23 protein-coding genes are annotated in these 23,466 nt (G+C 74.3%); 10 read left to right on the forward strand and 13 right to left on the reverse strand.

Annotation, left to right across the window (positions count from 1 at the left end; all coding sequences use genetic code 11):
- Positions 1–87 precede the first annotated feature (87 nt).
- Together ACFVGY_RS07925 and ACFVGY_RS07930 are read right to left on the reverse strand one after the other, a co-directional pair.
- Positions 88–924 (reverse strand): dienelactone hydrolase family protein, encoded by an 837-nt coding sequence (locus ACFVGY_RS07925; protein ID WP_385672722.1) that lies wholly within the window; start codon positions 922–924, stop codon positions 88–90.
- Positions 925–1,090: 166 nt separating this feature from the next.
- Positions 1,091–1,300, reverse strand: coding sequence for a hypothetical protein (locus ACFVGY_RS07930; protein ID WP_385672725.1), 210 nt, complete (start codon positions 1,298–1,300; stop codon positions 1,091–1,093).
- A gap of 90 nt (positions 1,301–1,390) precedes the next feature.
- Between ACFVGY_RS07930 and ACFVGY_RS07935 the strand changes: the two genes are divergently transcribed.
- Complete coding sequence (locus tag ACFVGY_RS07935) at positions 1,391–1,834, forward strand: STAS domain-containing protein (protein ID WP_385672728.1); 444 nt, start codon at positions 1,391–1,393, stop codon at positions 1,832–1,834.
- Between the two features lie 33 nt (positions 1,835–1,867).
- On the opposite strand, the gene ACFVGY_RS07940 is transcribed toward ACFVGY_RS07935, so the two are convergent.
- The 7 genes from ACFVGY_RS07940 to ACFVGY_RS07970 all read right to left on the reverse strand — a co-directional run bounded on the left by ACFVGY_RS07940 (position 1,868) and on the right by ACFVGY_RS07970 (position 12,430).
- Positions 1,868–4,198, reverse strand: a complete 2,331-nt coding sequence (locus ACFVGY_RS07940) for a SpoIIE family protein phosphatase (protein WP_385672730.1) — start codon at positions 4,196–4,198, stop codon at positions 1,868–1,870.
- A 13-nt stretch (positions 4,199–4,211) separates the two neighbouring features.
- The gene (locus ACFVGY_RS07945) at positions 4,212–7,160 is read right to left on the reverse strand and encodes a HAMP domain-containing protein (RefSeq protein ID WP_385672733.1); all 2,949 of its coding nucleotides are present in this window, start codon (positions 7,158–7,160) and stop codon (positions 4,212–4,214) included.
- Positions 7,161–7,288: 128 nt separating this feature from the next.
- Positions 7,289–8,590, reverse strand: coding sequence for a cytochrome P450 (locus ACFVGY_RS07950; RefSeq protein ID WP_385672736.1), 1,302 nt, complete (start codon positions 8,588–8,590; stop codon positions 7,289–7,291).
- Positions 8,591–8,709: 119 nt separating this feature from the next.
- On the reverse strand, positions 8,710–9,399 hold the full coding sequence (locus ACFVGY_RS07955) for an HAD family hydrolase (protein WP_385672739.1): 690 nt from the start codon (positions 9,397–9,399) through the stop codon (positions 8,710–8,712).
- A gap of 28 nt (positions 9,400–9,427) precedes the next feature.
- On the reverse strand, positions 9,428–10,474 hold the full coding sequence (locus tag ACFVGY_RS07960; RefSeq protein ID WP_385672870.1) for an NAD-dependent epimerase/dehydratase family protein: 1,047 nt from the start codon (positions 10,472–10,474) through the stop codon (positions 9,428–9,430).
- A 5-nt stretch (positions 10,475–10,479) separates the two neighbouring features.
- Positions 10,480–11,043 carry a hypothetical protein gene (locus tag ACFVGY_RS07965; RefSeq protein ID WP_385672742.1) on the reverse strand — a complete coding sequence of 188 codons (564 nt, stop codon included), beginning with the start codon at positions 11,041–11,043 and terminating at the stop codon, positions 10,480–10,482.
- A gap of 160 nt (positions 11,044–11,203) precedes the next feature.
- Complete coding sequence (locus ACFVGY_RS07970) at positions 11,204–12,430, reverse strand: PP2C family protein-serine/threonine phosphatase (RefSeq protein WP_385672745.1); 1,227 nt, start codon at positions 12,428–12,430, stop codon at positions 11,204–11,206.
- A 102-nt stretch (positions 12,431–12,532) separates the two neighbouring features.
- On the opposite strand from ACFVGY_RS07970, the gene ACFVGY_RS07975 reads away from it, so the two are divergent.
- The 3 genes from ACFVGY_RS07975 to ACFVGY_RS07985 all read left to right on the forward strand — a co-directional run bounded on the left by ACFVGY_RS07975 (position 12,533) and on the right by ACFVGY_RS07985 (position 14,864).
- Positions 12,533–13,498: a TIGR03557 family F420-dependent LLM class oxidoreductase gene (locus tag ACFVGY_RS07975; RefSeq protein ID WP_385672748.1), complete on the forward strand. Its 966-nt coding sequence runs from the start codon at positions 12,533–12,535 to the stop codon at positions 13,496–13,498.
- 176 nt (positions 13,499–13,674) lie between these two features.
- Complete coding sequence (locus ACFVGY_RS07980; RefSeq protein WP_385672751.1) at positions 13,675–14,244, forward strand: hypothetical protein; 570 nt, start codon at positions 13,675–13,677, stop codon at positions 14,242–14,244.
- Positions 14,241–14,864 carry a hypothetical protein gene (locus tag ACFVGY_RS07985; protein WP_385672754.1) on the forward strand — a complete coding sequence of 208 codons (624 nt, stop codon included), beginning with the start codon at positions 14,241–14,243 and terminating at the stop codon, positions 14,862–14,864. Before ACFVGY_RS07980 ends, ACFVGY_RS07985 begins: the two co-directional genes overlap by 4 nt.
- 65 nt (positions 14,865–14,929) lie before the next feature.
- Here ACFVGY_RS07985 and ACFVGY_RS07990 read toward each other — a convergent pair whose 3' ends face one another.
- A complete protein-coding gene (locus tag ACFVGY_RS07990; protein ID WP_385672757.1) occupies positions 14,930–15,601 on the reverse strand; it encodes a CatB-related O-acetyltransferase in 672 nt (223 codons plus the stop codon).
- A 152-nt stretch (positions 15,602–15,753) separates the two neighbouring features.
- Complete coding sequence (locus ACFVGY_RS07995; RefSeq protein WP_385672759.1) at positions 15,754–16,461, reverse strand: alpha/beta hydrolase; 708 nt, start codon at positions 16,459–16,461, stop codon at positions 15,754–15,756.
- A gap of 193 nt (positions 16,462–16,654) precedes the next feature.
- Between ACFVGY_RS07995 and ACFVGY_RS08000 the strand changes: the two genes are divergently transcribed.
- The 3 genes from ACFVGY_RS08000 to ACFVGY_RS08010 all read left to right on the forward strand — a co-directional run bounded on the left by ACFVGY_RS08000 (position 16,655) and on the right by ACFVGY_RS08010 (position 18,563).
- On the forward strand, positions 16,655–16,972 hold the full coding sequence (locus tag ACFVGY_RS08000; RefSeq protein WP_179175871.1) for a hypothetical protein: 318 nt from the start codon (positions 16,655–16,657) through the stop codon (positions 16,970–16,972).
- Positions 16,973–17,135: 163 nt separating this feature from the next.
- Positions 17,136–17,714, forward strand: coding sequence for an NUDIX domain-containing protein (locus ACFVGY_RS08005; protein WP_385672762.1), 579 nt, complete (start codon positions 17,136–17,138; stop codon positions 17,712–17,714).
- Between the two features lie 186 nt (positions 17,715–17,900).
- Entirely contained in the window at positions 17,901–18,563 is a 663-nt protein-coding gene (locus ACFVGY_RS08010; protein ID WP_385672765.1) for a lysophospholipid acyltransferase family protein, read from the forward strand.
- An 87-nt stretch (positions 18,564–18,650) separates the two neighbouring features.
- On the opposite strand, the gene ACFVGY_RS08015 is transcribed toward ACFVGY_RS08010, so the two are convergent.
- Positions 18,651–19,430, reverse strand: a complete 780-nt coding sequence (locus tag ACFVGY_RS08015; protein WP_385672768.1) for an SDR family NAD(P)-dependent oxidoreductase — start codon at positions 19,428–19,430, stop codon at positions 18,651–18,653.
- Positions 19,431–19,763: 333 nt separating this feature from the next.
- On the opposite strand from ACFVGY_RS08015, the gene ACFVGY_RS08020 reads away from it, so the two are divergent.
- Complete coding sequence (locus tag ACFVGY_RS08020) at positions 19,764–20,138, forward strand: hypothetical protein (RefSeq protein ID WP_385672771.1); 375 nt, start codon at positions 19,764–19,766, stop codon at positions 20,136–20,138.
- A gap of 188 nt (positions 20,139–20,326) precedes the next feature.
- Positions 20,327–20,674 (forward strand): ArsR/SmtB family transcription factor, encoded by a 348-nt coding sequence (locus ACFVGY_RS08025; RefSeq protein WP_385672873.1) that lies wholly within the window; start codon positions 20,327–20,329, stop codon positions 20,672–20,674.
- Between the two features lie 108 nt (positions 20,675–20,782).
- On the opposite strand, the gene ACFVGY_RS08030 is transcribed toward ACFVGY_RS08025, so the two are convergent.
- The gene (locus ACFVGY_RS08030) at positions 20,783–21,466 is read right to left on the reverse strand and encodes a class I SAM-dependent methyltransferase (RefSeq protein WP_385672775.1); all 684 of its coding nucleotides are present in this window, start codon (positions 21,464–21,466) and stop codon (positions 20,783–20,785) included.
- A 395-nt stretch (positions 21,467–21,861) separates the two neighbouring features.
- Between ACFVGY_RS08030 and ACFVGY_RS08035 the strand changes: the two genes are divergently transcribed.
- Positions 21,862–23,352, forward strand: a complete 1,491-nt coding sequence (locus tag ACFVGY_RS08035) for a cellulose binding domain-containing protein (protein ID WP_385672778.1) — start codon at positions 21,862–21,864, stop codon at positions 23,350–23,352.
- Positions 23,353–23,466 lie beyond the last annotated feature (114 nt).

The following is a 23,466-nucleotide window of genomic DNA, read 5'->3' on the forward strand; positions in this document are numbered from 1 at the left end:
CGCGCGGCGGTGCCGCGCAGCGCCGCGGCCGGTCGGCCCGGGCGCGCCCGCCCCTGCGGCCCGGGGGGGCGGCCCCCGGGCGTCCGCTCAGACCGCTTCCGGTTCGGCCGCCGGCGCCGGAGCCAGGCGGCGCCGCAGGAACGCCACGGTCCGTTCGCGGGCGGCGAGGGCGGGATGCCCGGGGGTCTCCCGGACCTCCCGGGTCGTGACCGAGTGGGAGCGCTTGCCGAAGCCGCCGGTGTTGCCCGGCCCGGAGTCGAGCTCGATGTACTCGAAGGCGTCGCCGAGCCGGCGGCGCAGGGTCTCGAAGCGTTGCCCGGGGACCAGCGGGTCCCCGGTGAACCGCATGCCCAGGACGCACAGCCCGTCGTCCCGCATGCGCCGGGTGACGTCCCCCAGCTCCTCCTCCGACAGGCCCGGGTCCGCGCGGTGCGCCGAGCTCACCGGGAGGGGCAGCGACGGCTGGCCCATCACGGCGGCGAGCACCGCCTCGTCCGCGGCCACCGCCAGGGCGAACCCGCCCGTGAAGCACAGCCCGATGACCCCGACACCCGTTCCCGGTGTCCGCGCGTCGAGGCTGCGGGCCAGCGCCCGCAGCCAATCGGTCACGGGCCTGCGCGCGTTGGTGGCGAAGGCGAGGAACTCCCGGGAGACACAGGCCCGTGCGACGGCCACGAACGACCCGGCGGACACGGACGGCGCGCCCGGAGTGCCGAACAGCGACGGCACCACGACCGTGAACCCGCTGTCGACCAGGTGCTGCGCGAGGCCGAGCACCTCCGGGGTGACGCCGGGCAGCTCCGGCATCAGGACGACGCCGGGGCCCTCGCCCCGCTCGAAGCAGTCGTGGGTGATGCCGCGCCAGGAGAACTGCTCCCGGCGCCAGCCGTCAAGGGTGGATACGGGCGCGGCGGCTGCGCTCATCGTGACCTCTCAGGGGAAGGCGTGCGGTGGGGGTTGCGTGCCTCCCGGCAGTATCCATGCTCCGACCGCCGCCGGCACCGCCACTACCTGCTGATCCGCGGGGAGTTGCGGCAGGCTCTCCCGGGTGTCGGCCACCGTGCGGGCTGCCAGCGCGCGACGCGACCGGTCACCGCCGCCGAGCGTCACCTGGCCCGGGCACCGCGTCGGCGATCGCCCGCAGCCGCGCCTGCCCGGATGCCGCGGACCGCTCCCGGTCCGCGTCCGGCAGGGCCCGCTCGAAGCGTGCCAGGACGACGACGCAGCCGCCCGTACCGGCGCGGATCCGCCCGTACGGGCACCCCGGCGTGCCCGCCCCGGCCGTCCCGGAGGGGCTCACGGGCCGTATTCCGACGCATGCGGCGGCACGGACCGGGTAGGGGCCGATGGAAAGGGGACTTCGGGGGCCGAATTCCGCGGGAGGTTTGCCATGGCGTCGACAGCGGCCGGAAGCCAGGAGCGAGCGCACGACGACGGCTCCGGCGACCAGTTCGCGGTCGAGGTCCGGCCGATGGACGGCGCCGTCGTTCTCCTGCTGTCCGGAGAGCTCGACCACGACACGGCGGAGCCGCTGCGCGCGGCCCTGGAAGCCGCACTCACGGCCGGCGGCCCGGTACGGCTGATCGTCGACTGCGGGGGACTGTCCTTCTGCGACTCCACCGGCCTGAACATGCTGCTGCGTGCCAGGCTCGCGGCCGAGGCCGCCGGAGGCAGCGTCGAGCTGGCCGCGCTCGGCCGGCAGGTGGCGCGGATGCTCCGCCTCACCGGCGCGGACGGGGTCTTCGCCATCCACCGGGACCTCTCCGCGGCCCTGCCGTCCGGTGACGACGGAACCGGCGGCGGCCCCGACAACCCCGCACGGCCCGAACCGTGATCCCGCGGACCGGCCGCCCGGCCGCCCGGCCGGTCACGACACGTGCACGAGGACCAGGCAGGTGTCGTCGTCCGTGTCCCCGCTGACCGACGCCAGCAGCAGGTCCGCCTTCTCCTCCAGGGTCCCCACGCCCAGCCGCTGCGCCGCCTCCCGCAGCGCGGCCAGGCTCTCGTCCAGCCCCGTGTGCCGGCGCTCCACCAGCCCGTCCGTGTACAGCATCAGCGTGTCACCGACCTCCAGACCGCTGGTGGTCTCGTCGTACGCGGCTCCCGGCAGCGCCCCCAGCAGCACGTTCGTCGGACCCTCCAGGAAGCGGGCCCGTCCGCCCCGCAGCAGCAGCGGCGGCGGGTGCCCGGCGCCGGCCCAGCACAGCGACCGGTCCGACGGGTCGAACACGGCGCACACCGCGGTCGCGGTCGGCAGGTCCGGCGTACCCGAGGTGACCTCGTTGAGCCAGCCCATCAGCATCCCCGGGGAGCCGCCCGTGAACGCCAGCCCGTGCAGCGCCCCGCGCAGCGTGACCATCGCGGTGGCCGCGCCGATGCCGTGCCCCGCGATGTCCCCGACCGTGACGAGCACCCTCCCTCCGGGCAGCTGGAACACGTCGTACCAGTCGCCGCCGACCCGGTACTCCGCGGCGGCGGGCCGGTAGCGGGCGGCGACCTCCAGGCCGGCCACGGCCTGCAGGGCCGAGGTCTCGGGGACGATGGTCTGCTGGAGCCGGAGCACCACCTGGTTGCGGACGAGGGCGTCGGCCTGGGCCGCGGAGAGCCGGTCGAAGGTGGCGCTGAGTGCGAGCTCGGTGTGGTGCTGGGCGGAGACGTCCTGGTAGACCCCGGTGACGCCGACCAGGGCCGAGCCCGCGAGGACCGGTTCGGCGGAGATCCGGACGTGGCGGACGCCGCCGTCCGGGCGGTACACCCGGATCAGGGCCTGGCCGCCGGTGTGCCGGTCGGCGAGCGAGTCCAGCAGCCCGTTCAGGCGCCCCGTGTCGTCCCGGTGCAGCCGGGCGCCGAGGGCCCGCAGCGGTACGGGCGGCTCGTCCGTACCGATCCCGAAGATCGAGTACACCGACGGGCTCCACCGGGAACCCCCGACGGCGTCGTCCTCGAAGGCCGCCAGCCGCTCCAGCCGCTCCAGCGCCCGCGCGATCGGCGGGCCGAGCCGGACGCCCGCACGCCACAGCACGACCGCTCTCCCGCCGCCCAGCGGCAGCACCCGGACCTCGGCCATGGCCGGCCCGGCCGCCGCCGGCACGTCGGAGACACCCGCCGGGGGCGTGGGCAGGGCGGCCGCGTACTGGGGGGCGCCGGACGCGCCCGCCCGGGCGACCAGGCCGACCAGCTCCTCGTACACCCCCGGATACAACTGGGCGACGGGGCGCCCGGCCGCGCCGGGAGGGAGCGTCCGCTCGCGCAGGGCGGCCGGGTTGAGGTGGTCGACGGTGTGGGGGGTGTCGTCCAGCGGGGAGCGGCCGTCGGCGGCGGCGAGCCGGACCACGATCGCGGGATGGTCGAGCTGTGCCAGCACGGCCGCCAGGAGCGGCGCCACGTGCGGGCCGTCGTCGACCTCGTCCAGGACGAGCCCGGCCGGGCTGCACAGCGCCTCCACGGACGCCCGTACCCCCGCGTCGAGGACGGCAGGGGCCGGCCAGACGGCCAGCGCCAGCCCCACCACCAGGCCCCCGCGCTCCAGCGGCAGCACCGCCCGGGCCGCGTCGGCCCGCCGTCCCGGCAGCCTTTCCGCCCCCGCCGGCCCCCCGGGGAACCACAGGGCCCTGCCGCCCTCCAGCACCCGGTGCAGCGGGCCCGCGGTCTCCGGCGGTACCCAGCGCCAGTGCGAGGCCTCCTGCGGATCGGCCCCGGCCCGGCCCGCGAGCTCCAGGCAGTCGGTCGGGGTGCGCCGCCACAGGTAGAGCGCCTCCACGCCCAGCCGGTGCAGCCCGTCCTCCATCAGGCCCGCAGCGGCCTCGGAGGCCGTGTCGGAGGTGAGCGCCGCCGTTATGCCGCGTCGGATCCGCCGGGCCTGCACGGTCGGAAGGACGGTGCCGGGACCCGCGGGTCCGCCGGCGACGGCTGCCTCCGCGGCACCCGCGGCGGCCTCCTGCACCGCGGAGCCGGCCGGCAGCGTCCCGGAGACCGCGTTGACGACGTCCGCCGCCAGGTCGACGGCGCTCAGCCCGGAGGACGTGGCCAGGCGCAGCAGGTGATCGCCCGCCTCCGCCGGGGACAGGCCGAGCTGCGCGGCCAGCACACCGGAGGCCAGGTCGAGGAGCCGGCGCTGCGAGCGGTCCGCGCGCAGGGCTGCGAGCTCGGCCGTCAGTTCCGCCACGGCCGAGGCCAGTCCGCTCTCGGGTACGCCCATCCCCGCTCCAGGATCAGGATCCGGCGGAGCCCAGCCAGGTGCGCACGGTGGTGAGCAGCAGGTCCGGGTCCACCGGTTTGGTCAGGTAGTCGGAGGCGCCGGCGGCCATGGCCTCCGACCGGTCGTCGGGCATGGCCTTGGCCGTCACCACCACGACGGGCACGTGCGCGTGCCCGGACATGCCGCGGATGGCGCGGGTGGCCGCGTACCCGTCGAGGCCGGCCATCATCAGATCCATGATCACGAGGTCCACTTCGGGGCTTGCGGCAAGCATCCGGATGCCGTCCGTGCCGTTGTCGGCCGTGAGCACCTGTAGTCCCGCGGACTTCAGGATCTCGGTGAGGGCGTACACGTTGCGGGTGTCGTCGTCGACGACGAGGACGGTCCGGTCCCGCAGTTCCTTGGCGCCGGGTCCGCCGTCGGCCGGGGCCGTTCCGCCGGCGGCTTCGGACCGGTCGGCCCCGGTACCCGGCGGCTCCGCCCGGCCGGCCCGTTCGGGCAGGTAGAGGGCGCGTTCGGGCAGGTAGAGGGTGAAGCAGCTGCCCTCGCCGACCTCGCTCTCGACGGTGATGGTCCCGCCGAGGAGGCGCGCCACCTCACGGCTGATGGACAGCCCGAGCCCGGTGCCCCCGTACGCCCGGGCGGTGCCGCTGTGGCCCTGCTGGAACGCTCCGAACACGGACTCCAGACGGTCGGCGGGGATGCCGATGCCGGTGTCGGCGACGCGGAACGCCAGTACGGGCCCGTCGCCCCGGACCTCGGCGGGGGTCTCCGCCCGGCCGGCGCGCTCGACGCGCAGCGAGACACTGCCGCGCTCGGTGAACTTCAGGGCGTTCGCCAGCAGGTTGCGCAGGACCTGCCGCAGCCGGCCCTCGTCGGTGACCAGCCCGGCACCGGCCAGGGGCGCCGCGCTGACGGTGAACTCCAGTTTCCGCTCGTCCGCGACGGGCCGGAAGGTGGCGTCGGCGTAGTCCAGGACGCGCTGGATCGAGACGGGCTCGCGGTGCACGTCCATGCGGCCCGCCTCGACCTTCGACAGGTCCAGGATGTCATTGATGAGCTGGAGCAGGTCCGAGCCGGCGGAGTGGATGACGGTGGCGTAGTCGACCTGCTTGTCGGTCAGGTTGCCCTCGCCGTTCTGGGCGAGCAGCTGGGCCAGGATGAGCAGGCTGTTGAGCGGGGTCCGCAGCTCGTGGCTCATGTTGGCCAGGAACTCCGACTTGTACAGGGAGGCCTGGGCCAGCTGCCGGGCCCGTTCCTCCAGTTCCTGGCGGGCCTGTTCGATCTGCAGGTTCTTCCGCTCGATGTCCCGGTTCCGGTCCGCCAGCAGGGCCGCCTTCTCCTTCAGCTCCGCGTTGCTGTCCTGCAGTTCGCGTTGGCGGGCCTGCAGTTCCTGGGACCGGGCGCTGAGTTCCGCGGTCAGCTGCTGCGACCGGCCCAGCAGTTCGTCGGTGCGGGCGTTGGCGACGAGCGCACCCACGTTGGCCCCCAGCAGCTTCGTGAACTGCTCCAGGAAGTCGCGGTGCAGGGGTGCGAACGGGCGGACGGCGGCCAGCTCCAGTGCGCCGAGGACCTGCCCCTCGACCACGATGGGCAGCACGATCAGCGTGGACGGGTCGGCCGCCCCGGTACCGCTGGCCACCCGCGCGTACCCGGCGGGCAGGTCCTCCACGACGAGGGTGCGGCCGTCAGCGGCGGCCTGCCCCACCAGGGACCGGCCGACGCGCACCCGCCGCACACCGTCCGCCCGCTCGTCCGGCATCCCGTACGAGGCGATGGCGACGAGCTCGGGCCCGTCGGCGCCGTCCTGCGCGAGGAAGAAGCAGCCGTACTGGGCGCGCACCAGCGGCGGTACCTCGCGCATGACCAACTCGGCCACGGTGGGCAGGCTGCGGCGCCCCTGGATGCCGCCGGAGACCCGGGCGAGGTTGGTCTTCAGCCAGTCCTTCTCCTCGTTGGCCCGGGTCGTGGCGCGCAGGGACTCGACCATCGCGTTGATGTTGTCCTTCAGCTCCCCGACCTCGCCGGGCGCGTCGGCGGCGATCGTCCGGGTCAGGTCCCCGCGGGCCACGGCGCTGGTGACCTCGGCGATCGCGCGGACCTGGCGGGTCAGGTTGCCGGCGAGCTCGTTGACGTTCTCGGTGAGCCGCCGCCAGGTGCCGGAGACGTCCGCGACCTCGGCCTGTCCACCGAGCCGTCCCTCACTGCCCACCTCGCGGGCCACGCGGGTGACTTCGGCGGCGAACGAGCCGAGCTGGTCGACCATGGTGTTGATGGTCGTCTTCAGCGCCAGGATCTCGCCGCGGGCGTCCACGTCGATCTTGCGGGTGAGGTCGCCGCGGGCGACGGCCGTGGTGACCTGGGCGATGTTGCGGACCTGATTGGTCAGGTTGTCCGCCATCGAGTTGACGTTGTCGGTGAGGTCCTTCCAGGTGCCCGACACACCGTGCACGGTGGCCTGGCCGCCCAGCTTGCCCTCGGTGCCCACCTCGCGCGCGACCCGCGTGACCTCCTCGGCGAACGACGAAAGCCGTTCGACCATCGTGTTGATCGTCTCCTTGAGCTCCAGGATCTCGCCGTTGGCGTCGACCCTGATCTTCTGCGTCAGGTCGCCGCGGGCGACGGCCGTGGCCACTTGGGAGATGTTGCGGACCTGCGAGGTCAGGTTGTCGGCCATGCTGTTCACGCCGGCGGTCAGCTCCCGCCACACACCGCCGGCGCGCGGTACCCGGGCCTGCCCGCCGAGCAGCCCCTGGCCGCCGACCTCCTCCGCGACCCGGGTGACCTCGGTGGTCACGAGGGAGAGCTGCGCCACCATTCCGTTGTAGACGACCGCGATCTTGCCGGGCAGGCCGCCCACGTCCTCGGGCAGGCGCGTGTCGAGGTTGCCGTCGCGCACGGCGGTCAGCCCCGCGAGCAGTTGTTCGAGTGTCCGGTCGGTCTCGTCCATGTGCACACCCATGCCGTGCCGTCGATTCCACTGTTGCACGCAACGCGGCAACCGGTCTCCTCCTGCCGCCCACCCCGGTCCCGGACGAGGGCGCCGCGGTGGACGAACACGGGCGGCCGCCCAGCGTGCCCTCCGCGGCCTCAGCTGCCGGGCCGTGAGGGAGGGCCGGCGGCGGCGTCCGCCGGGGCGGGGGCGAGGTGGAGGACGAAGCCGCTGTGCGGGCGGGTGGGGATCCGCGACAGCGGGATGGTCAGGTCCTGGTCGGGGACCTCGTGGTCGAGGTGGGCCAGCTCGGCGGTGAACGCCGCCAGGACGCTGACGGTGATGTCCTCGCCCGGGCAGCGGTGTCCCAGGGCGGGGTCCCCGCCGCCTTGCGCGACGATCCGTTCCACGGCGTCGGGGTCGGCGGTGAAGCGGGCGGGCGTGAAGTGGTACGGGTTGTCCCACAGCGCCGGGTCGTGGTGGTGGCCGTAGACGTCGAGCAGGACCATGGTGCCCTGCTGGATGCGGATGCCCTGCCAGGTCAGGTTCCGCGCCGCGACCCCGCCGACGAACGGGACGAAGGGATAGAAGCGGCGCACCTCGTGGGCGAAGGCCGTGCTCAGGTCCCGCAGCTGCCGCCCGGACGCCGTACGGAGCTCCTCCGCGAGGTCCCGGTGGCGGTGCAGGGCGTGCGCGGCGAACGTGATGAACCAGGTGATCCCGACGGTCGGCCGGATGATGTTGAGGAGTTCGACCGCGCAGGTCCGCTCGTCCGGCGGGAGGCCGTCGACATCGCGGTGACCGGCGACGGCGGCGAGCGCCGAGCCGTCACGGACGGGCTGCCGGCCCTCCCGCACCGCCGTGATCAGGGCCGCGAGGGCCGCCTCCTGGCGGTTGCGGGAGTGCCGGGCGCGCAGGTGCCGCAGCCCGGGGCTCGCGAACCCGTCGAGCATGGCCACGCAGTCGTGGGCCATGAGCCGGGCCTGGTCGGGGGTCGGGGCCAGCCCCACCCACGCGCACACGGCCCGCGCGAGCGCCTCGGCGGCCGTGTCGAAGAGCACCACGGCCCCGCCCCGGTGCTCCGCGACGCTCTCCCGCCACTCCCGGACCGCGTCCCCGGTGAGCGCGGCGACCCCGTCCGGGTCCTTGAGCAGGGACAGGAACAGGGCCTTGCGGACCCGGTGCGCCGCGCCGTCGAGGGTGTGCACGGCGCCCCTGCCGAACAGGGTGTCCAGGACCGGCTCCGGCACCGCCCCCGACCGCCGCACGTTCTGCTCGTCGTAGAAGAACGACACCGCCTGCGGGCCGTGCAGGGCGATGGCCGGATGGCCCAACAGGTGGGTCCGCACCGGGGCTCCCGCCGTCTCGCGGAGCCGGTTGGGCAACCAGGCGTATCCGTGGAGCAGCAAGGGGAGGGTGCTGTCACCCCGCCCGTGCACGGGGACTCTCATGAAGCTCATGATGCGCGCCTTCCTGCGCGGCGGCACCGCGTACGGCGGCCGGCCGCGACCCGCGAGCCCCCCGGCACCGGCGCAGGACCGCGCCCGTGCCGGTGCGGCAGCCCGCCCGACACGGGCGCTCAGTCGGGGGCCATACGGGCGAACGGGCTGGTGTCGAGCCGGGCCAGGAGGTCCCAGGGTCCGTCGTACACGGCCCGGGCGCCCGCCTCCAGCAGGTCCGCGCGGGGAATGCCCCCGCACAGCAGGCCCACGCAGCACACGCCGGCCCGTGTACCGGCGCGCATGTCCCACACGGTGTCCCCGACGAACACGGCCCGGCCGGGCTCCGCGCCCGCCAGCCGAAGGCCCTCGCGAACCGGCTCGGGGTGGGGCTTGCCGTGTTCCACGTCGTCCGAGCTGGTGCATGCCGTGATCGCGTCGTCAGCATCGATGGCGCGGCGCAGCGCGTCCAGCTCGGCGCCGGACGCCGAGGTCACCAGGACGACCCGAAAGCCGTCCGCGGCGAGCCGCCGCAGCAGGCCGGCGGCGCCGTCCAGGGCGGGCAGCCGGTCGAACCAGGTGGCGTACAGCACGTCGTGTGCGGCGCCGATCCGCTCGTACTCCCCGGCGCCGGCGCCGTCGCTCTCCGGGGGCGGACCGAGCAGGTGGGCCGTCAGGTCCTCGCCGGGCAGGCCCACGGCCCGGTGCACGGCGTGCATCGGCACCCGGTGTCCCGCCTGCCGCAGCGCCTCCCACCAGCAGGTCACGTGCAGGTGGTTGGTGTCCGCGAGGGTTCCATCGACGTCGAACAGCGCGGCCCGTCCGGTCACGGCCCCTCACCTCCGGTGGACACGGCCCTCACCTCCGGTGGAGTCCGCCTGCGCGCGCGCCGGCCCCGGCCAGGGGCGGCGTGTCGAGGCCGGAGCCGCTCTGCAGGCCCTCGAGGAAGGCGCCCAGCGCCTCCGTGGCCGTTCGGGTGGGCGCCCAGCCGAGCTCCTGTCGCGCCCGGTCCGCGTACAGCAGAGGAAGCCGCAGCACGGCGTCCAGGAGCCCCGGCGCGGCCGGCACCAGGCGCATCCGCCAGACCGCGGCCAACGCGGCACGGGCCGCGGCCGCGGGCAGCGGCAGCGTCCGGGCGTGCAGCAGCCGGGCCACGGACGCGGTGTCCAGCACCGGCTCCGCCGCCAGGTTGAACGGCCCGCGCACGGGCCGCAGCACCGCCGCCCGGTAGGCTTCGGCGGCGTCGTCGGTGTGCAGGGCCTGGAACCGCAGGCCCCCCACCGCCGGGACCACCGGCACCAGGCCGGGCCGGATCAGCTTCCACGGCAGCAGCGGGCCGGCGAAGATCCGCCGCTGCTCCGACGCCGACGCCTCCTTGAACAGGAACGCCGGCCGTATCCGCACCACCCGCATGTGCTGGTGGGCGGCCTCGAAGCCGTCGAGGCAACGCTCCAGGTACGCCTTCTCCCGCGTGTACGCGGCACCCGGCCAGCCGTGCGTCGGCCAGGTCTCGTCGACGCGGCTGCCGTCCGCCGGACCGGGGGAGTACGCGCCCACGGACGAGGCGTACACGAGGGCGTCGACCCGGGCCCGCGCACATTCCTCGAAGACGCGGATGCTGCCCAGTACGTTCGTGCGCCAGGTCTCCAGCGGGTCGTGCGTCGGCTGGAACTTCCACGCCAGGTGCACGACCGCGACGCCGTCCGCGCCGTCCCGTGCGAACAGCCCGGCGAGATCGGCCCCGCCGGGATCCACGTTCCCGGCGACCCACCGGACGCCGGGCACCTCGTACCGGGGGAGCCTGCGGGCGAAGCCGATCACCTCGGACACCGCGGGCTCGGCGGCCAGCGCCCGTACGACGCTGGTGCCCGCATTGCCGGTGGCACCCGTCACCACGACCTTCATGGCCCTCACGCCACCTTCCCGCCGGGTGCGGACTCCGCCAGGACACGGGTCTGGGTACGCCGTACGGCGGGGGCGAAGACCCGGTCGGACGCGGCCGTCCGGAGGCTCTCCAGCAGGCCCGCCTGCCGCTGGGCGCGCTCCAGCAGCCGGTCGATGCAGCTGCGGTCGAGGCGTGCGTCGGTGGTGGCGATCGACTGCAGGGACCGCCAGAGGGCGGCCTTGCCCTCCACCCCGAGCCGCATGGCCTCCAGCTCGATGACGTCGCTGAGCGGGGAACGGGACACCAGGCGGCCGTTGAGCTTGAGGCGGCTCGCCATCTCGCCGATCCGGCCGAGCACGGTGCGGGCGTGCATCGCGGGAATGTCCAGGGCCGTCATGACCTCGCGCAGGCTGTCCCGGTCCTCGGCGATCTGCGCGGCCAGCCGCTCCAGCTGCGGTTCCATCGGCGAGCCGCGGTGGTGCCGGACCATCCGCCGGATCAGCGAGACGCCGGCGTTGGCTCCGGTGAGGTGGTCGTTGAGGTAGACGGCGAGCAGCCGGCCCTCGTGGAGGTCGGAGCGTTCCTTCATGGCGGGTCTCCTCTTCGCGCGGTGTCCGCCGCGGCCGCAGGGGCGGCCGCCGGACCGTCCGCCCGGGCGCCTGCCCCCGCCCGGGCCGCGAAAACACCGACCGCCACCTCCGCGCCGCAACGGTCGGAGCCCGGTGCCGGCGGCCCGGTGGCGGGGCCGGTCAGTGCGGCGGGTGCCAGTGCGTGAGCAGGATGGTCGCGTCGTCGCGCAGCTCGTGCGCCTGGTGGTCGAGGAGGCTCAGCACGAGCCGCCGCAGCGCTTCGGGCGCCGCCCCGCCCGCCGCCATGGACCGTACGACGATGTCCGTCAGCCGCTGCTCGCCGAACGTCTTGCCGTCGGGCGAGCGGGCCTCGGTGACCCCGTCGGTGTGGACGAGTACCCGGTCGCCCGGCTGGAGCCGCACCGTGTACCCCGCCGGCTCGCGCCCCTTCCCGTACGCCCCCAGGCCGAGCGGGAGCTGCGCCCTGCGCTCGAGGGCGTGGGGCACGATCCGGCCGTCGCGGATCAGCAGGGGCGGCGGGTGCCCGCAGTTCACCCAGGCCAGCTGCCCCGTCACGGTGTCGAGGCGGGCCAGGACACCGGTGAGCAGGCGGTCCGGGATCCAGCGGGTCAGCGCCTCCTCGATGCTCAGGGCCACCCCGGTCAGGGCGGCGACCCCGGAGCCGCCGGAGATCTCGGTGCCGCCGGAGATCCCGGTGTCGTCGCGCCGGGCCGCCCGGCACGCCGCCAGCGCGATGGCACTGGCCCCGCCGGAGGCCAGGTCGTGTCCCATCGCGTCCAGGACGGCCAGTTGCAGCACGTCCCCGTCGAAGCTGTGGTCGAAGGCGTCCCCGCCGATGTCGTAGGCCGGTTCGAGGACCGCGCTGGAGGTGACCCGCCGGCTGCCGATGGTCCGTGGCGGCAGGAAGGCCCACACGAGTTCGGCCTGGTGGCTCATCGGGCGGCTGCGGACGACCGTGACCAGCCCGTCGTCGTGCGTGCTTTTCGAGACCACCAGGAGCGTGCCGAGGGTGGCCAGGGCCTCTGCGCGCTCCTCGGCCTCGCCCGGATCCCCGGTCCCGTCGGGGGCGGCGTACAGCACGCCGAGCCGCTCGATCCCGTCGACCATGGGGATCCAACGCCCGCGGCCGCCGCCGGACTCCCGCTGCACCCGCTTGGTCCGATAGGCCAGTCCGGCGAGGGAGCCGTCGATGTCCAGCGCCGCCCCGCCGGTCAGCGGCACCAGACGGCGCTGCTGCACGTCGGCGAGCAGGATCCTGACCCCGGACAGACCCAGCTCGCGGCCCGTGTCGACGATCAGGGCGGCGACCTCGCCGGGGCCGATGTCATGGCTGCGGCGCAGCGCTCGCGCCAGCGCCCCGTCCACCCCGGCCTGCCCACCTTCCATCCCTCGACGGTATCCCGGGCGCACGGGCGTGTCCCGGCCGCCGGGCCCGGCCGGGGCGGCCCGATCGGGTTTGGAAGCGACCGGAGGGGTGAGACGCCGGGCATGGTGCGCATCGGGTACACGATGATGAGCGAACAGGCCGGTCCGCGCGCCCTCGTCGAGCACGTGGTGGGTGCGGAGGAGGCCGGGTTCGACTTCTCCGTCATCTCCGACCACTACTTCCCCTGGCTCGACGAGCAGGGGCATTCCCCGTACGCCTGGAGCATCCTGGGCGCCGCCGCACAGGCCACCGAGCGCATCCCCCTGATGACGTACGTGACCTGCCCGACGTACCGCTACCACCCGGCCGTCGTCGCCCAGACGGCGGCGACGGTCCAGCTGCTGTCGCAGGGGCGTTTCCGCCTCGGCCTCGGCTCGGGCGAGAACCTCAACGAGCACGTCGTCGGCGCCGGCTGGCCCGCACCCCGGGTCAGGATCGAGCGCCTGGAGGAAGCGGCGTCCGTCATCCGCCGGCTGCTGGCCGGCGAGACCGTCGACCACGACGGCCCGCACTTCCGCGTGGACCACGCCCGGCTGTGGGACCTGCCCGACCGGCCCCCGCCGATCGGGATCGCCGTGTCCGGCCCCCGCTCCTGCGCCGTCGCCGGCCGCCTCGCGGACCTGGTCATCGCCATCGAACCGAAGCGGGAGCTGCTGGACGCCTTCGACCGGCACGGCGGCGCGGGCAAGCCGCGCGTCGGCCAGGTGCCCGTCTGCCACGACGCCGACCGCGACGCCGCCGTGGCCCGCGCCCACGACCAGTTCCGCTGGTCGCAGACGGGATGGCCGGTCAACGCCGAACTCCGCGGCCCCGCCGGATTCGGGCGGGCGACACAGGTGGTGCGCCCCGAGGACCTGGCGAAGGCCATCCCGTGCGGGGCGGACGTGGAGCCGTTCACCGCAGCGGTCCGGGCGTACGTGGACGCCGGGTTCGACGAGGTGGCCCTGGTCCAGATCGGCGGCGCGCACCAGCGGTCCTTCCTCGACTGGGCCCGGACGGACCTCCTTCCGGCCCTGAGGGAGCTCTGACACGACGACCGAGGAGTGGACGGCCATGACGCCCAGGGGCCCCGCCGCGTGACCGTCGCCCGACACCCGACTCCCGCACGCTGCGTCCCGTCCTGCGGCCCGCCCCGCGCGGCGTTTGAGCGGAGGAGACAGGGGCAGGCGCGGGCCAGCTCCAACGGATGGCCCTGGAGGCCGACATGTCAACAGAAACCCTCGTCGCCATCATCGTCCCGTGCGTCATCGTGCTCCTCCTGATCGGTGTCGGACTGTGGGCGGTGTCCAGGCGACGCCACCTCAAGCACCGCTTCGGCCCCGAGTACGAGCGCACCGTCGAAGAAGCGGGCGGGCGGCTCCCGGCCGACCGCGAACTGCGCAGCCGCGAACGGCGGCACGACTCCCTCCAGATACGGGAGCTGCCGCCGGACCTGAGGCAGCAGTACGCCGAGGACTGGAGCCGCGTACAGGAGCGCTTCGTGGACCGGCCCGAGAGCGCGGTCTCCGAGGCCGACTCCCTGGTCAGCCGCCTCATGCGGGAGCGCGGCTATCCCACTGAGGGCTACGAGCAGCAGCTCCAGGACCTGTCCGTCGAGCACGGCCGCACCCTCGAGCACTACCGCGACGCCCACGACGTCCTGGCCCGCCGCGGCGGGCACGCCACCACCGAGGAGCTGCGCGGGGCGATGGTGCACTACCGCGCCCTGTTCGACGAACTCCTGGCGGCGCCCTCGGGCGCGGGCAGCGGGGGCAGCCGGACGGAGGAGACATGAAGCACGACGAGACCAGCGGATCCCGTGAAGGACTGACGGAAGGACTGACCACCGAAGAACTGGCCCGCCCGCGCATGGACGCCGACCCCGACACGGCGGAGACCACCGAGGGGAGGCCGGCCTACCCGGGCGATGCGGTCGCCGTGGACGACGCGACCACGACCGGGGCACCGCCGGACCTCGGCGAGGGGAAGGACCGTCCGGACCCGGCGGACACGAGTGGACTGACGGCCGCGGCGGCGAGAACGGACCGGGAAGACCGGGAGGACCGGGAAGACGGGGAGGACCGGGAGGACCGGGAGGACCGGATGGAAGCGGACGCGGCCGGGGCCGAAACGGCGGAACCGGACGCGACGCCCCTGATGCCGGAGTCGCAGGCCGCAGAGTTCCGCGACGAGTGGAGCCGGATCCAAGGGGAGTTCGTCGACGACCCCAAGGAGTCCGTCCGTGCCGCGGACGGCCTCGTCGCGGCCGTCATGCAGCAGCTGGCCGGCACGTTCGCCTCCCACAAGGAGGAGCTGGAGCAGCAGTGGAGCAGCGGCGGCGAGGTCGCCACCGAAGACCTCCGCCTCGCCCTCCAGCGCTACCGTTCCTTCTTCAACCGCCTGCTGAGCACCTGACCGCGGTACGCGGCGCGCCGGCGCGCGCACGGACGCCCCGTCCTGGGAAACGGGGGAACGGGGCGTCAGATCCCGGTCCGCCGGCGACCGCCCGGGGCCGCAGGGGCGGCGGCCTCCAGGTCGTCGACGCTTCCGGACATGACGGCCCGTACGTGCCGGGTCAGGTGGTCGTCGGGCCAGTCCCACCACGCCACGGCCAGCAGCCGGGCGATGTCCGGCTCGCTGTACCGGCGGCGGATCAGCCGCGCCGGATTGCCGCCGACGATGCCGTAGTCGGGGACGTCGTCGACGACGACGGAGCCGGCTGCGACGATCGCGCCGTGGCCGATCCGGACCCCCGGCATGACCGTGGCCCCGTGGCCGAACCAGACGTCGTGCCCGACGACCGTGTCCCCGCGGCCCGGGAGGCCGGTGATCAGGTCCACGTGCTCGGCCCAGGCGCCGCCCATGATCGGGAACGGGAAGGTCGACGGGCCGTCCATCCGGTGGTTCGCGCCGTTCATGATGAACCGCACGCCGGTGCCCAGCGCGCAGAACCTCCCGATGACGAGCCTCTCCGGACCGTAGTGGTACAGCACGTTCCGGCTCTCGAAATCGGTCGCCGCGTCCGGATCGTCGTAGTACGAGTACGCCCCCACCTCGATCAGTGGAGACTTCACCAACGGCCTCAGGAGCACCACGCGCGGCTGCCCGGGCACGGGGTGCAGGACGGACGGGTCGGGCACGTCGGAAACCATCCCGGCACCACTCCAGACGGTGTGACGGTGTACGAACACGGGGACAACCCGCCCATGGTCCCACCCGCGCCAGGGGACCCGCTGGTCGGGTCCCCGGCGGTCAGTGGCCGGTGGAGCTGCCCGTGCCTCCGCGGAGCACCGCCAGGGGAGTGTCAGGCGGCGTGGGCGGCGTGGGCGGCGTGGGCGGCGTCGGCGATGAGGTCGGCCACCGCGCGCGGCTGGGAGGCCAGGGAGGCGTGACCGGCGTCCAGTTCGATGGTCTTCCGCGGATCCATGCGCTGGGCCATGCGCCGCTGGTTGTCGGGGTGGATCATGTTGTCGTTCAGGGAGACCTGGTACCAGCACGGCTTCACGCGCCAGGCCGGGGCGCTGACGCCGTCGCCGAACGTCGAGGCCAGCGGTGCCTTCTGGGTCACTGCCATCACCAGCGCCTCGTCCGCCGGAAGGTCCTGGGCGAAGCTCTCGTGGAACGCGTCCTGCGCGATCCACAGGTAGCCGTCGGAATCCGGGACGATGTTCCCGAAGGCGCTCGGGGGCATCTCCTCGCTGATCCCGCCCGGGCTCTCGCCCGCGTCCGGGGCGAACGCGGCGATGTAGACCAGCCCGGTCACGTTCGGCAGGTCACCGGCCTCCGTGATCACCGCGCCCCCGTACGAATGGCCGACCAGCACCACCGGGCCGTCCACCTGTCGCACCATCTTGCGGGTGCGCTCGGCGTCGTCCGCGAGGGAGGTCAGCGGGATCTCCACCGCGTGCAGCGACTCGAAGCCGCGGGCGTGGAGCTCGGTGATGACCTTGGCCCAGTGGGCGGCACCGCCCCAGAAGCCGTGGACCAGGACGATTGCGGGCTGTGCGGCCATCGGGTCGGCCCTCTCGGATGATCCGGGACACCTGTCGCATCCAGCAGACCTCGGCCCCGGCGCCTCCGCGCGCCGGGTTGCCCCTTCCGGGCGCCGGCACCTGGACCGACCCGCCGGCGTTCACGGACGACCTCACCCGGTGGAAGGTCTCGGGTTAGCGGCCCCCCGGCCGCCCGCGGCCTAAGCTCGCCTGGTGACGGAGAACGAGATCAAGCTGAAGGCCATCGCCGCGCTCACCGCCCTGCGTTCGGGGGCCGACACGGCGTTCGTCTCCGACCTGTTGGCGGAGGTCGTGCCGACCCAGTTCGCCGTCCCGGCCGACGCGACGGCGCAGGAGGTCGGCCAGGCGGTGATCGAGCAGGTGTCGGCGCCGCTGAGCGCGCTGGTGAACGGGTTCATCCTGGCCTTCGACGCGCTCGCCGACGCCCACGACAGCGCTGGCCCGGACGTGAGCACGGAGCAGATCCTCCAGGATCTCGCGCTGGCCCTCGCCCGGGAGGACACCGGCTGAGCGGCGCGGCCCGACGCGTCTCCACTGCGCGGCCCGCGCGGGTGCATCCGTACGACCCCGAAGCGGCGAATCCCGTCCGAACCTCCTGCTCCAGTCGGCGGAGCAGGGGGTTCGCCCCCCGTCGAGCGGCCGACGCCCGGGCACGCCCCGTGATACTGACGCCATGACACATCCCGCAGCTCCCGCCGGCAGCCACGCGGATTCCGCCGGGGACGGGCTGCCGTCCGTCCCGTTCGCCCGCATCAAGGTCCGTACCGGAGCCCTCGTCTTCTGCGGGGACGAGCTGGCCCTCATCCGCCGGGACCGCCCCGCCTCCGCCCTGTACACCCTGCCCGGCGGCAACGTGGAGGACGGGGAGGAGCTCACCTCGGCCCTGCACCGGGAACTCGCGGAGGAACTCGGCCTCGACGCCGGCCTGGCCGAGGGCGGCGACCTGATGTGGGTCGTCGACCAGCGGGTGACCCGTCCCGGGCCCACGGCCCCGCCCCGCAAGCTCCACCTGCTCTACCGCATCCACATCGCCCCGGCGGTACGGGTCGGCCTCGCCGCGCACGAGGCGGACGAGCTCCCCGACGGCACCCACGACATCGGCGTCATCGAGTGGATCGACTACCGGGAGGCAGCCGCGCTGCCGCTCTTCCCGCCGGTCGGGCCCGCCCTCGCGGCCCTCCCCGACCCGCGCGCGGCCGTCCCCGACGCCGCGCTGCCGCCCGTCACGGACCGGAACCACACGTGGATCTGATCCCCGGGGACCGGCCTCCGGGGGAGAGCGGGGGGTGACACCGCGCCGCGGGTGAGGGTGACCGCGGACGGCACCGGTGCGTTGCCTGGGTACGGTGCCCGCCCGGACCTGAGTAGGAACGCTCAGGCCGGCCGTCGGGCGGGCGTCGACGATGGTGAACACCACTGCTCGCAACGGGAGAACCACATGCTCAGCCGCCTCGCCGACGTCTTCGTGCCCGCGTTCGGGCGCCTCCGCGTGACCGCGGACCGCGACGCCGTCCTCGCACCGGGCAGTGTGCTCGCCGCCAACCACACCTCCCTCGCCGACCCCGCCATCGTCCTCGCCGCGCTGCGCCGGCTCGGCGTGGAGCCCGTCGTCATGGCCGCCGCCGGGCTCTGGCGCGTTCCCCTCCTCGGGCGCTCCCTCGCCCGCGAGGGCCACATCCCCGTGTACCGCCGGTCCCGGCGGGCCGCGGACGCCCTCGACCTCGCCGAGGCCGCGCTGCGGGAGGGCCGGCTGGTCCTCCTGTACGCGGAAGGGGGCATCCCGGAGCGCCGGGACGCCGCGGAGGCCGAGCCCGCCGCCTTCCGCAGCGGGCTGTCCCGGCTCGCCGAACGCACCGGTGCCCCCGTCGTGCCGGTCGGGCAGGCCGGAGCCCGCCGCGTCACCTCCGGGAGCGCCGCGAAGCAGATCGCGGGCCTGGTCACCGCCCCGGCGCGGCGCCCGGACCTGCACGTCCACGTCGGCGCTCCCGTCCACCTGAGCGGGGACGGCTCCACCCGGACCCGGCAGGCGCACCGCGCGGTCACGGACGCCTGGCGCACGGCCGCCGGGCACCTGGGCGAGCCCGCCGCACTCGCCGGCTAGTGCTCTGACCGCTGTGGGGCGTCAACCGCGCCGTCACAAGGGTGCCGTCCAGTCCCTGGCCGCGCTGGGTTTCGAGTGGGCAGGGGCTCAGTGGACGGACAAGCCGCCGTCGACGAAGATCGCCTGCCCGGTGACGTAGCCGGAGGCACGGCTGGCCAGGAACACCGCCGCTCCGGCGAAGTCCTCGGCCAGACCGTTGCGACCGACCATCGTGCGCGCGGCCAGCGCCGCCACCTGCTCAGGGTCGGAGGACAACCGCGCATTGAGCGGGGTCATGACGAAGCCAGGCACCAGCGTGTTGCAGGTGACGCCGTGTGGCGACCACGCCTCGGCCTGAGAGCGGGCCAGCGACTCGAGCGCCCCCTTGGAGACCCCGTAGGCGCCGCTCTGGACGAACGCCCGGTGCGCCTGCTGGGAGGAGATGTGGATGATCCGCCCGAAGCCCCGCTCGGCCATGCCGGGTCCGAACCGCCGGCCCAGCAAGTAGGGTGCCTCCAGGTTCACCGCCATCGTGGCGTCCCACACGTCCTCGCCCAGCTCGCCCATCGGCGGCCGCAGGTTGAGTCCGGCGCTGTTGACGAGGACATCGGGCTCGCCGAACACCTCGGCCGCCTGCTCCGCGGCGGCGCGCACCCCGTCGCGGGTACTCAGGTCGGCGCTCACCCAGGCCGCCCGGCAGCCGTCCGCTGCCAGCTCGTCGACCGTGGCGGCCAGTTCCGCCTCCTTGCGCGCCACGATCACCACACTCGCCCCCGCTCGCGCGAGAGCCCCGGTGATCGCTCGACCGATGCCGGAACTGCCGCCCGTCACCACGGCGACCCGGTCGTCCAGCGCGAAGAGTTCGGAGAGATAGCTCTGCGAGGTCATGTCCGCACCCTAGTAGCGCTTGGTGGTCGGCTCCCGCCGCCGACGCCCTTCGGGCCGAAAAGAATCGTCCGCCGTTCGACGGCCTCTCCGGCAGGGGCCTCCTGGCCCGCCCCGGACCGCGTTTCCGGTGGGGCCGGTCATGCCGGATTGCGAGCTGCAGTGCCGGTCGCGGGCGCGGCGGCCACTTCCGGTCCGCTCCGTCCACCCCCGCGCGCGCCGGCGATTTTCCGCCGAATCCGGGGATCCGCCCGTTCGGCGGCCGCCGCTCGGTAGCGTCCCGTTACGGAAGATCCGGTGCCGGAAACGGCAGAGCGCAGGACGAGAGGTACGGCCATGGCCAACGTGGAAGTTTCACTGAAGGAAGCGATGACCTCGATCGAAGGGGTGCTGGGCGTGGCTCTGGTGGACTACACCAGCGGTATGGCCCTCGGCACGCTGGGGGGCAGCAAGGACCTGGACCTCGCAGTCGCCGCGGCCGGCAACACCGACGTGATCCGGGCGAAGGTCCGCACCATGGAGATGCTGGGGATGCAGGACGACATCGAGGACCTGCTGATCACGCTCGGGAGCCAGTACCACCTGATCAGGGTGCTGAGGAGCCGCAGCGGGTCCGGTCTGTTCCTCTACCTCGTGCTGGACAAGGGCCGTTCCAACCTGGCCATGGCCCGCCACCAGTTGCGCCGGATCGAGGCGGATCTGGAGGTCTAGACGCAGCGCCCCGCCAGGTCCACGCATGCCCATGAGTTGCAAATGTCTTCAACTCGGCACATCCGAAAACGGTCAACTTCGGTTCCGCGTGGGCCGGCAGGGCGGGACGATGGACACGAAGGTCGTCCGGTGGCGGGGATGCGCGGGACATGGCAACGGGACCGAGGAGCAGCAGGAGCGTCGTGGGAATGCAGGTGCCGCTGTACCAGGCCAAGGCGGAGTTCTTCCGGATGCTCGGCCACCCGGTCCGCATCCGCGTGCTGGAACTCCTGCAAGACGGTCCGAAGCCGGTGCGCAGCCTGCTGGCCGAGATCGACGTCGAGCCGTCGAACCTCTCCCAGCAGCTGGCGGTCCTGCGCCGCTCGGGCATCGTGGTGTCCACCCGCGAAGGGTCCTCGGTGACCTATGCCCTGGCCGGCGTGGAAGTCGCCGACCTGCTGCGGGCGGCCCGCCGCATCCTGACCGAGATGCTGGCCGGGCGGAACGAACTGCTCGCCGAACTCCGGCAGGTGGAGCCTGACCCAGTGAACACCTGACAGCCGGCTCCGCCGTGCCGGCCCGCGGGGACCCGCCGGCCGCGGCGGCCGGAACGCACGCGGCACGGCGGGGGTGCCCCGCGGTGTCGCGTGCGCGTGCCGCTCCGCTCAGCGCGGGGCGGCGGGCCGGCGGGCGTAGCAGAACAGGTGCTCCTCGGGGGCCGCGAGCTCCCCCTCCGGCTCGAAGACCGAGACGGCATGGTGGAGGACCTCCAACCCGCAGTCCTCGCGCAGCCTGCGCAGGTACTCCTCGGCCGAGAAGCTGGAGACCTCGACCCGGCGCCCCATCCACTCGATCTGGACGCCTTCCACATCGGCCGGCACCGTGGCCGACACGAGGTAGCCGCCGGGCACCAGCCAGCCGGCCATCCGCTCCAGCGCCGCGGACGCCTCCGCCCGGCTCATCATCAGCAGCGGGAAGAACGCGCAGACGGCGTCGAAGCTCCCGTCCGGCGCGCTGAACCCGCGCACGTCGCACTGTTCGAACCGGGCCCCCGGGACCTGTGCCCGGGCCAGCCCGACCATCGCCCCGGACACGTCGATCCCCGTCACCTCACAGCCGGCGCGGACCAGCCGGTCGGCGACCGGCCGCCCGGTCCCGCTGCCGACGTCCAGGACGCGGGCCCCCGGGTCCAGCCGCGCGGACAGCCAGTCCACCGCCGCCAGCTGGGCCGGCAGTCGCCCGAAGGCACGCTCGTAGTCGACTCCCAGGCCGTCGAACAACTCGGCCGCGGACACCGTCCCCGGCCGCCCCTGCCCCGGCGTGGAACGCTCCGGCTCGTCTCCGTGCACCGCACACTCCCTTCCCGCACCGTCATGCCCGACCGGACCACCCTTCCCCGCGCACCGCTCCCGCAGACGCCCGCTGTCCTACCGGCTCGGCACGCTTCCCGCCCGGAACGCGCACGCGCTCTCGACGGCCTGGACGCACGCCCCCGGTCCGCCTCCACCAGGGAACCGTCGACGGCGCGAGCACGCAGGCCGCGGTCCGGGAGCCCCCCGTCCGCGGCCTGACGGTCCGCCGGGCCCGGCGGGGTGTCCGGCGGGCGCTCGTTAACCCCGGCCGATCCCTTCCTTAAGGGGGCCTCAAGATCCTGGCTCCCGCGCTCGAACTGACGTTTTGTCCGATTCCGGATCGCTAGCGTGCTGCCCCGTCCCCCATCCCCGCACCGATGAGGCAGGCAGTCATGACCAGGAACGCACACCGCCGCACCGCCGGCACCAAGGCGAAGGCGGCCGGCGCGCTCGCCCTGACGGCGGCCGTCGCCGGCACCGCGATCGTCCTCACCGGGACCGCCCAGGCGGCCTCCGTGGGCGCCGCCTTCACCCGGTCCAGCAGCTGGGACACCGGCTACACGGGCCAGTACGTGATCACCAACACCGGCAGCCAGCCCCTGAAGAACTGGACCCTGGAGTTCGACCTGCCCGCCGGGACCACCCTGTCCTCGCTGTGGAACGGCGAACAGACCGTCAGCGGCGGCCACGTCACCGTCAAGCCGCCGCGCTGGGACACCGCCGGACTCGCCCCCGGGGCCTCCGCCACCATCGGCTTCGTCACCGCCGCGCAGGGCGGCGCCCCGGCCAATCCCACCGGCTGCCTCATCAACAAGGAGAAGTGCTCCGCCGGCTCCGGCCCCACCCCCCTCCCCACGGGCCGCCCCACCACCGCCCCGAGCCCCACGGCCACCACCCGCCCCACGACAGCGCCCACCGCCACCGCCACGGCGACCGCCACGGCCGGCCCCAAGCCCACCGCCACCGCGACGCGCCCGGGCGGTACCACGAAGACGGCCCCGTTCGCCCCGTACGTGGACACCTCGCTCTACCCCGCCTTCGACCTCGTCGGCACGGCCGAGCAGACCGGCGTCAAGGAGTTCAACCTGGCCTTCGTCACCTCCGGAGGCGGCTGCAACCCGCTGTGGGGCGGCGTCACCGCCCTCGGCTCCGACCACGTCGCCTCCCAGATCCAGGCCCTGCGCGCCAAGGGCGGCGACGTCCGGGTGTCCTTCGGCGGCGCAGCCGGCTCCGAACTCGCCCTGGCCTGCTCCTCGGCCGCGGACCTGGCGGCCGCGTACGGCAAGGTCATCGACGCGTACGGGCTGACCAAGGCCGACTTCGACATCGAGGGCGCGGCCCTGCCCGACACCGCCGCCAACACCCGGCGCGCCCAGGCCATCGCCATGCTCCAGAAGAAGCACCCCGGCCTCGACGTCTCCTTCACCCTGCCCGTGATGCCCGAGGGCCTCACCCAGCCGGGCGTGGACCTCCTCGCCAACGCGAAGCGCAACGGCGTGGGCATCGCCGCCGTCAACATCATGGCGATGGACTACGGGCCGGCGTACAGCGGTGACATGGGCGGTTACGCGATCCAGGCCGCGACCGCGACCCAGGCCCAGATCAAGGGCGTCCTCGGGCTCTCCGACGCCGAGGCCTGGAAGACGGTGGCCGTCACCCCGATGATCGGCGTCAACGACGTGACCAGCGAGATATTCACGGTCGAGGACGCCACCCAGCTGGCCGATTTCGCCCGCAGCAAGGGCCTGGGCTGGCTCTCCATGTGGTCGGGGACCCGCGACAAGCAGTGCCCCGGCGGCGCCAAGAACCAGGCCGACGCCACCTGCTCGTCCATCCTGCAGGCCCCGCTGGCCTTCACGAAGGCCTTCGCCGCCCGTTCCTAGGGCCTCCTTCCCGCGGGTCGCACCTCCCGTCCGGCCCCTCCCGTCCCGCCCCGCGAGCCCCGGCGAGCGCGCCCGCGCGTTCCGCTCCGTGTCCGGCCGCCAACGGGCCGTGCC

Origin of the sequence: Streptomyces sp. NPDC127106 (genome assembly GCF_042677605.1) — a bacterium.
GTDB lineage: Bacteria > Actinomycetota > Actinomycetes > Streptomycetales > Streptomycetaceae > Streptomyces.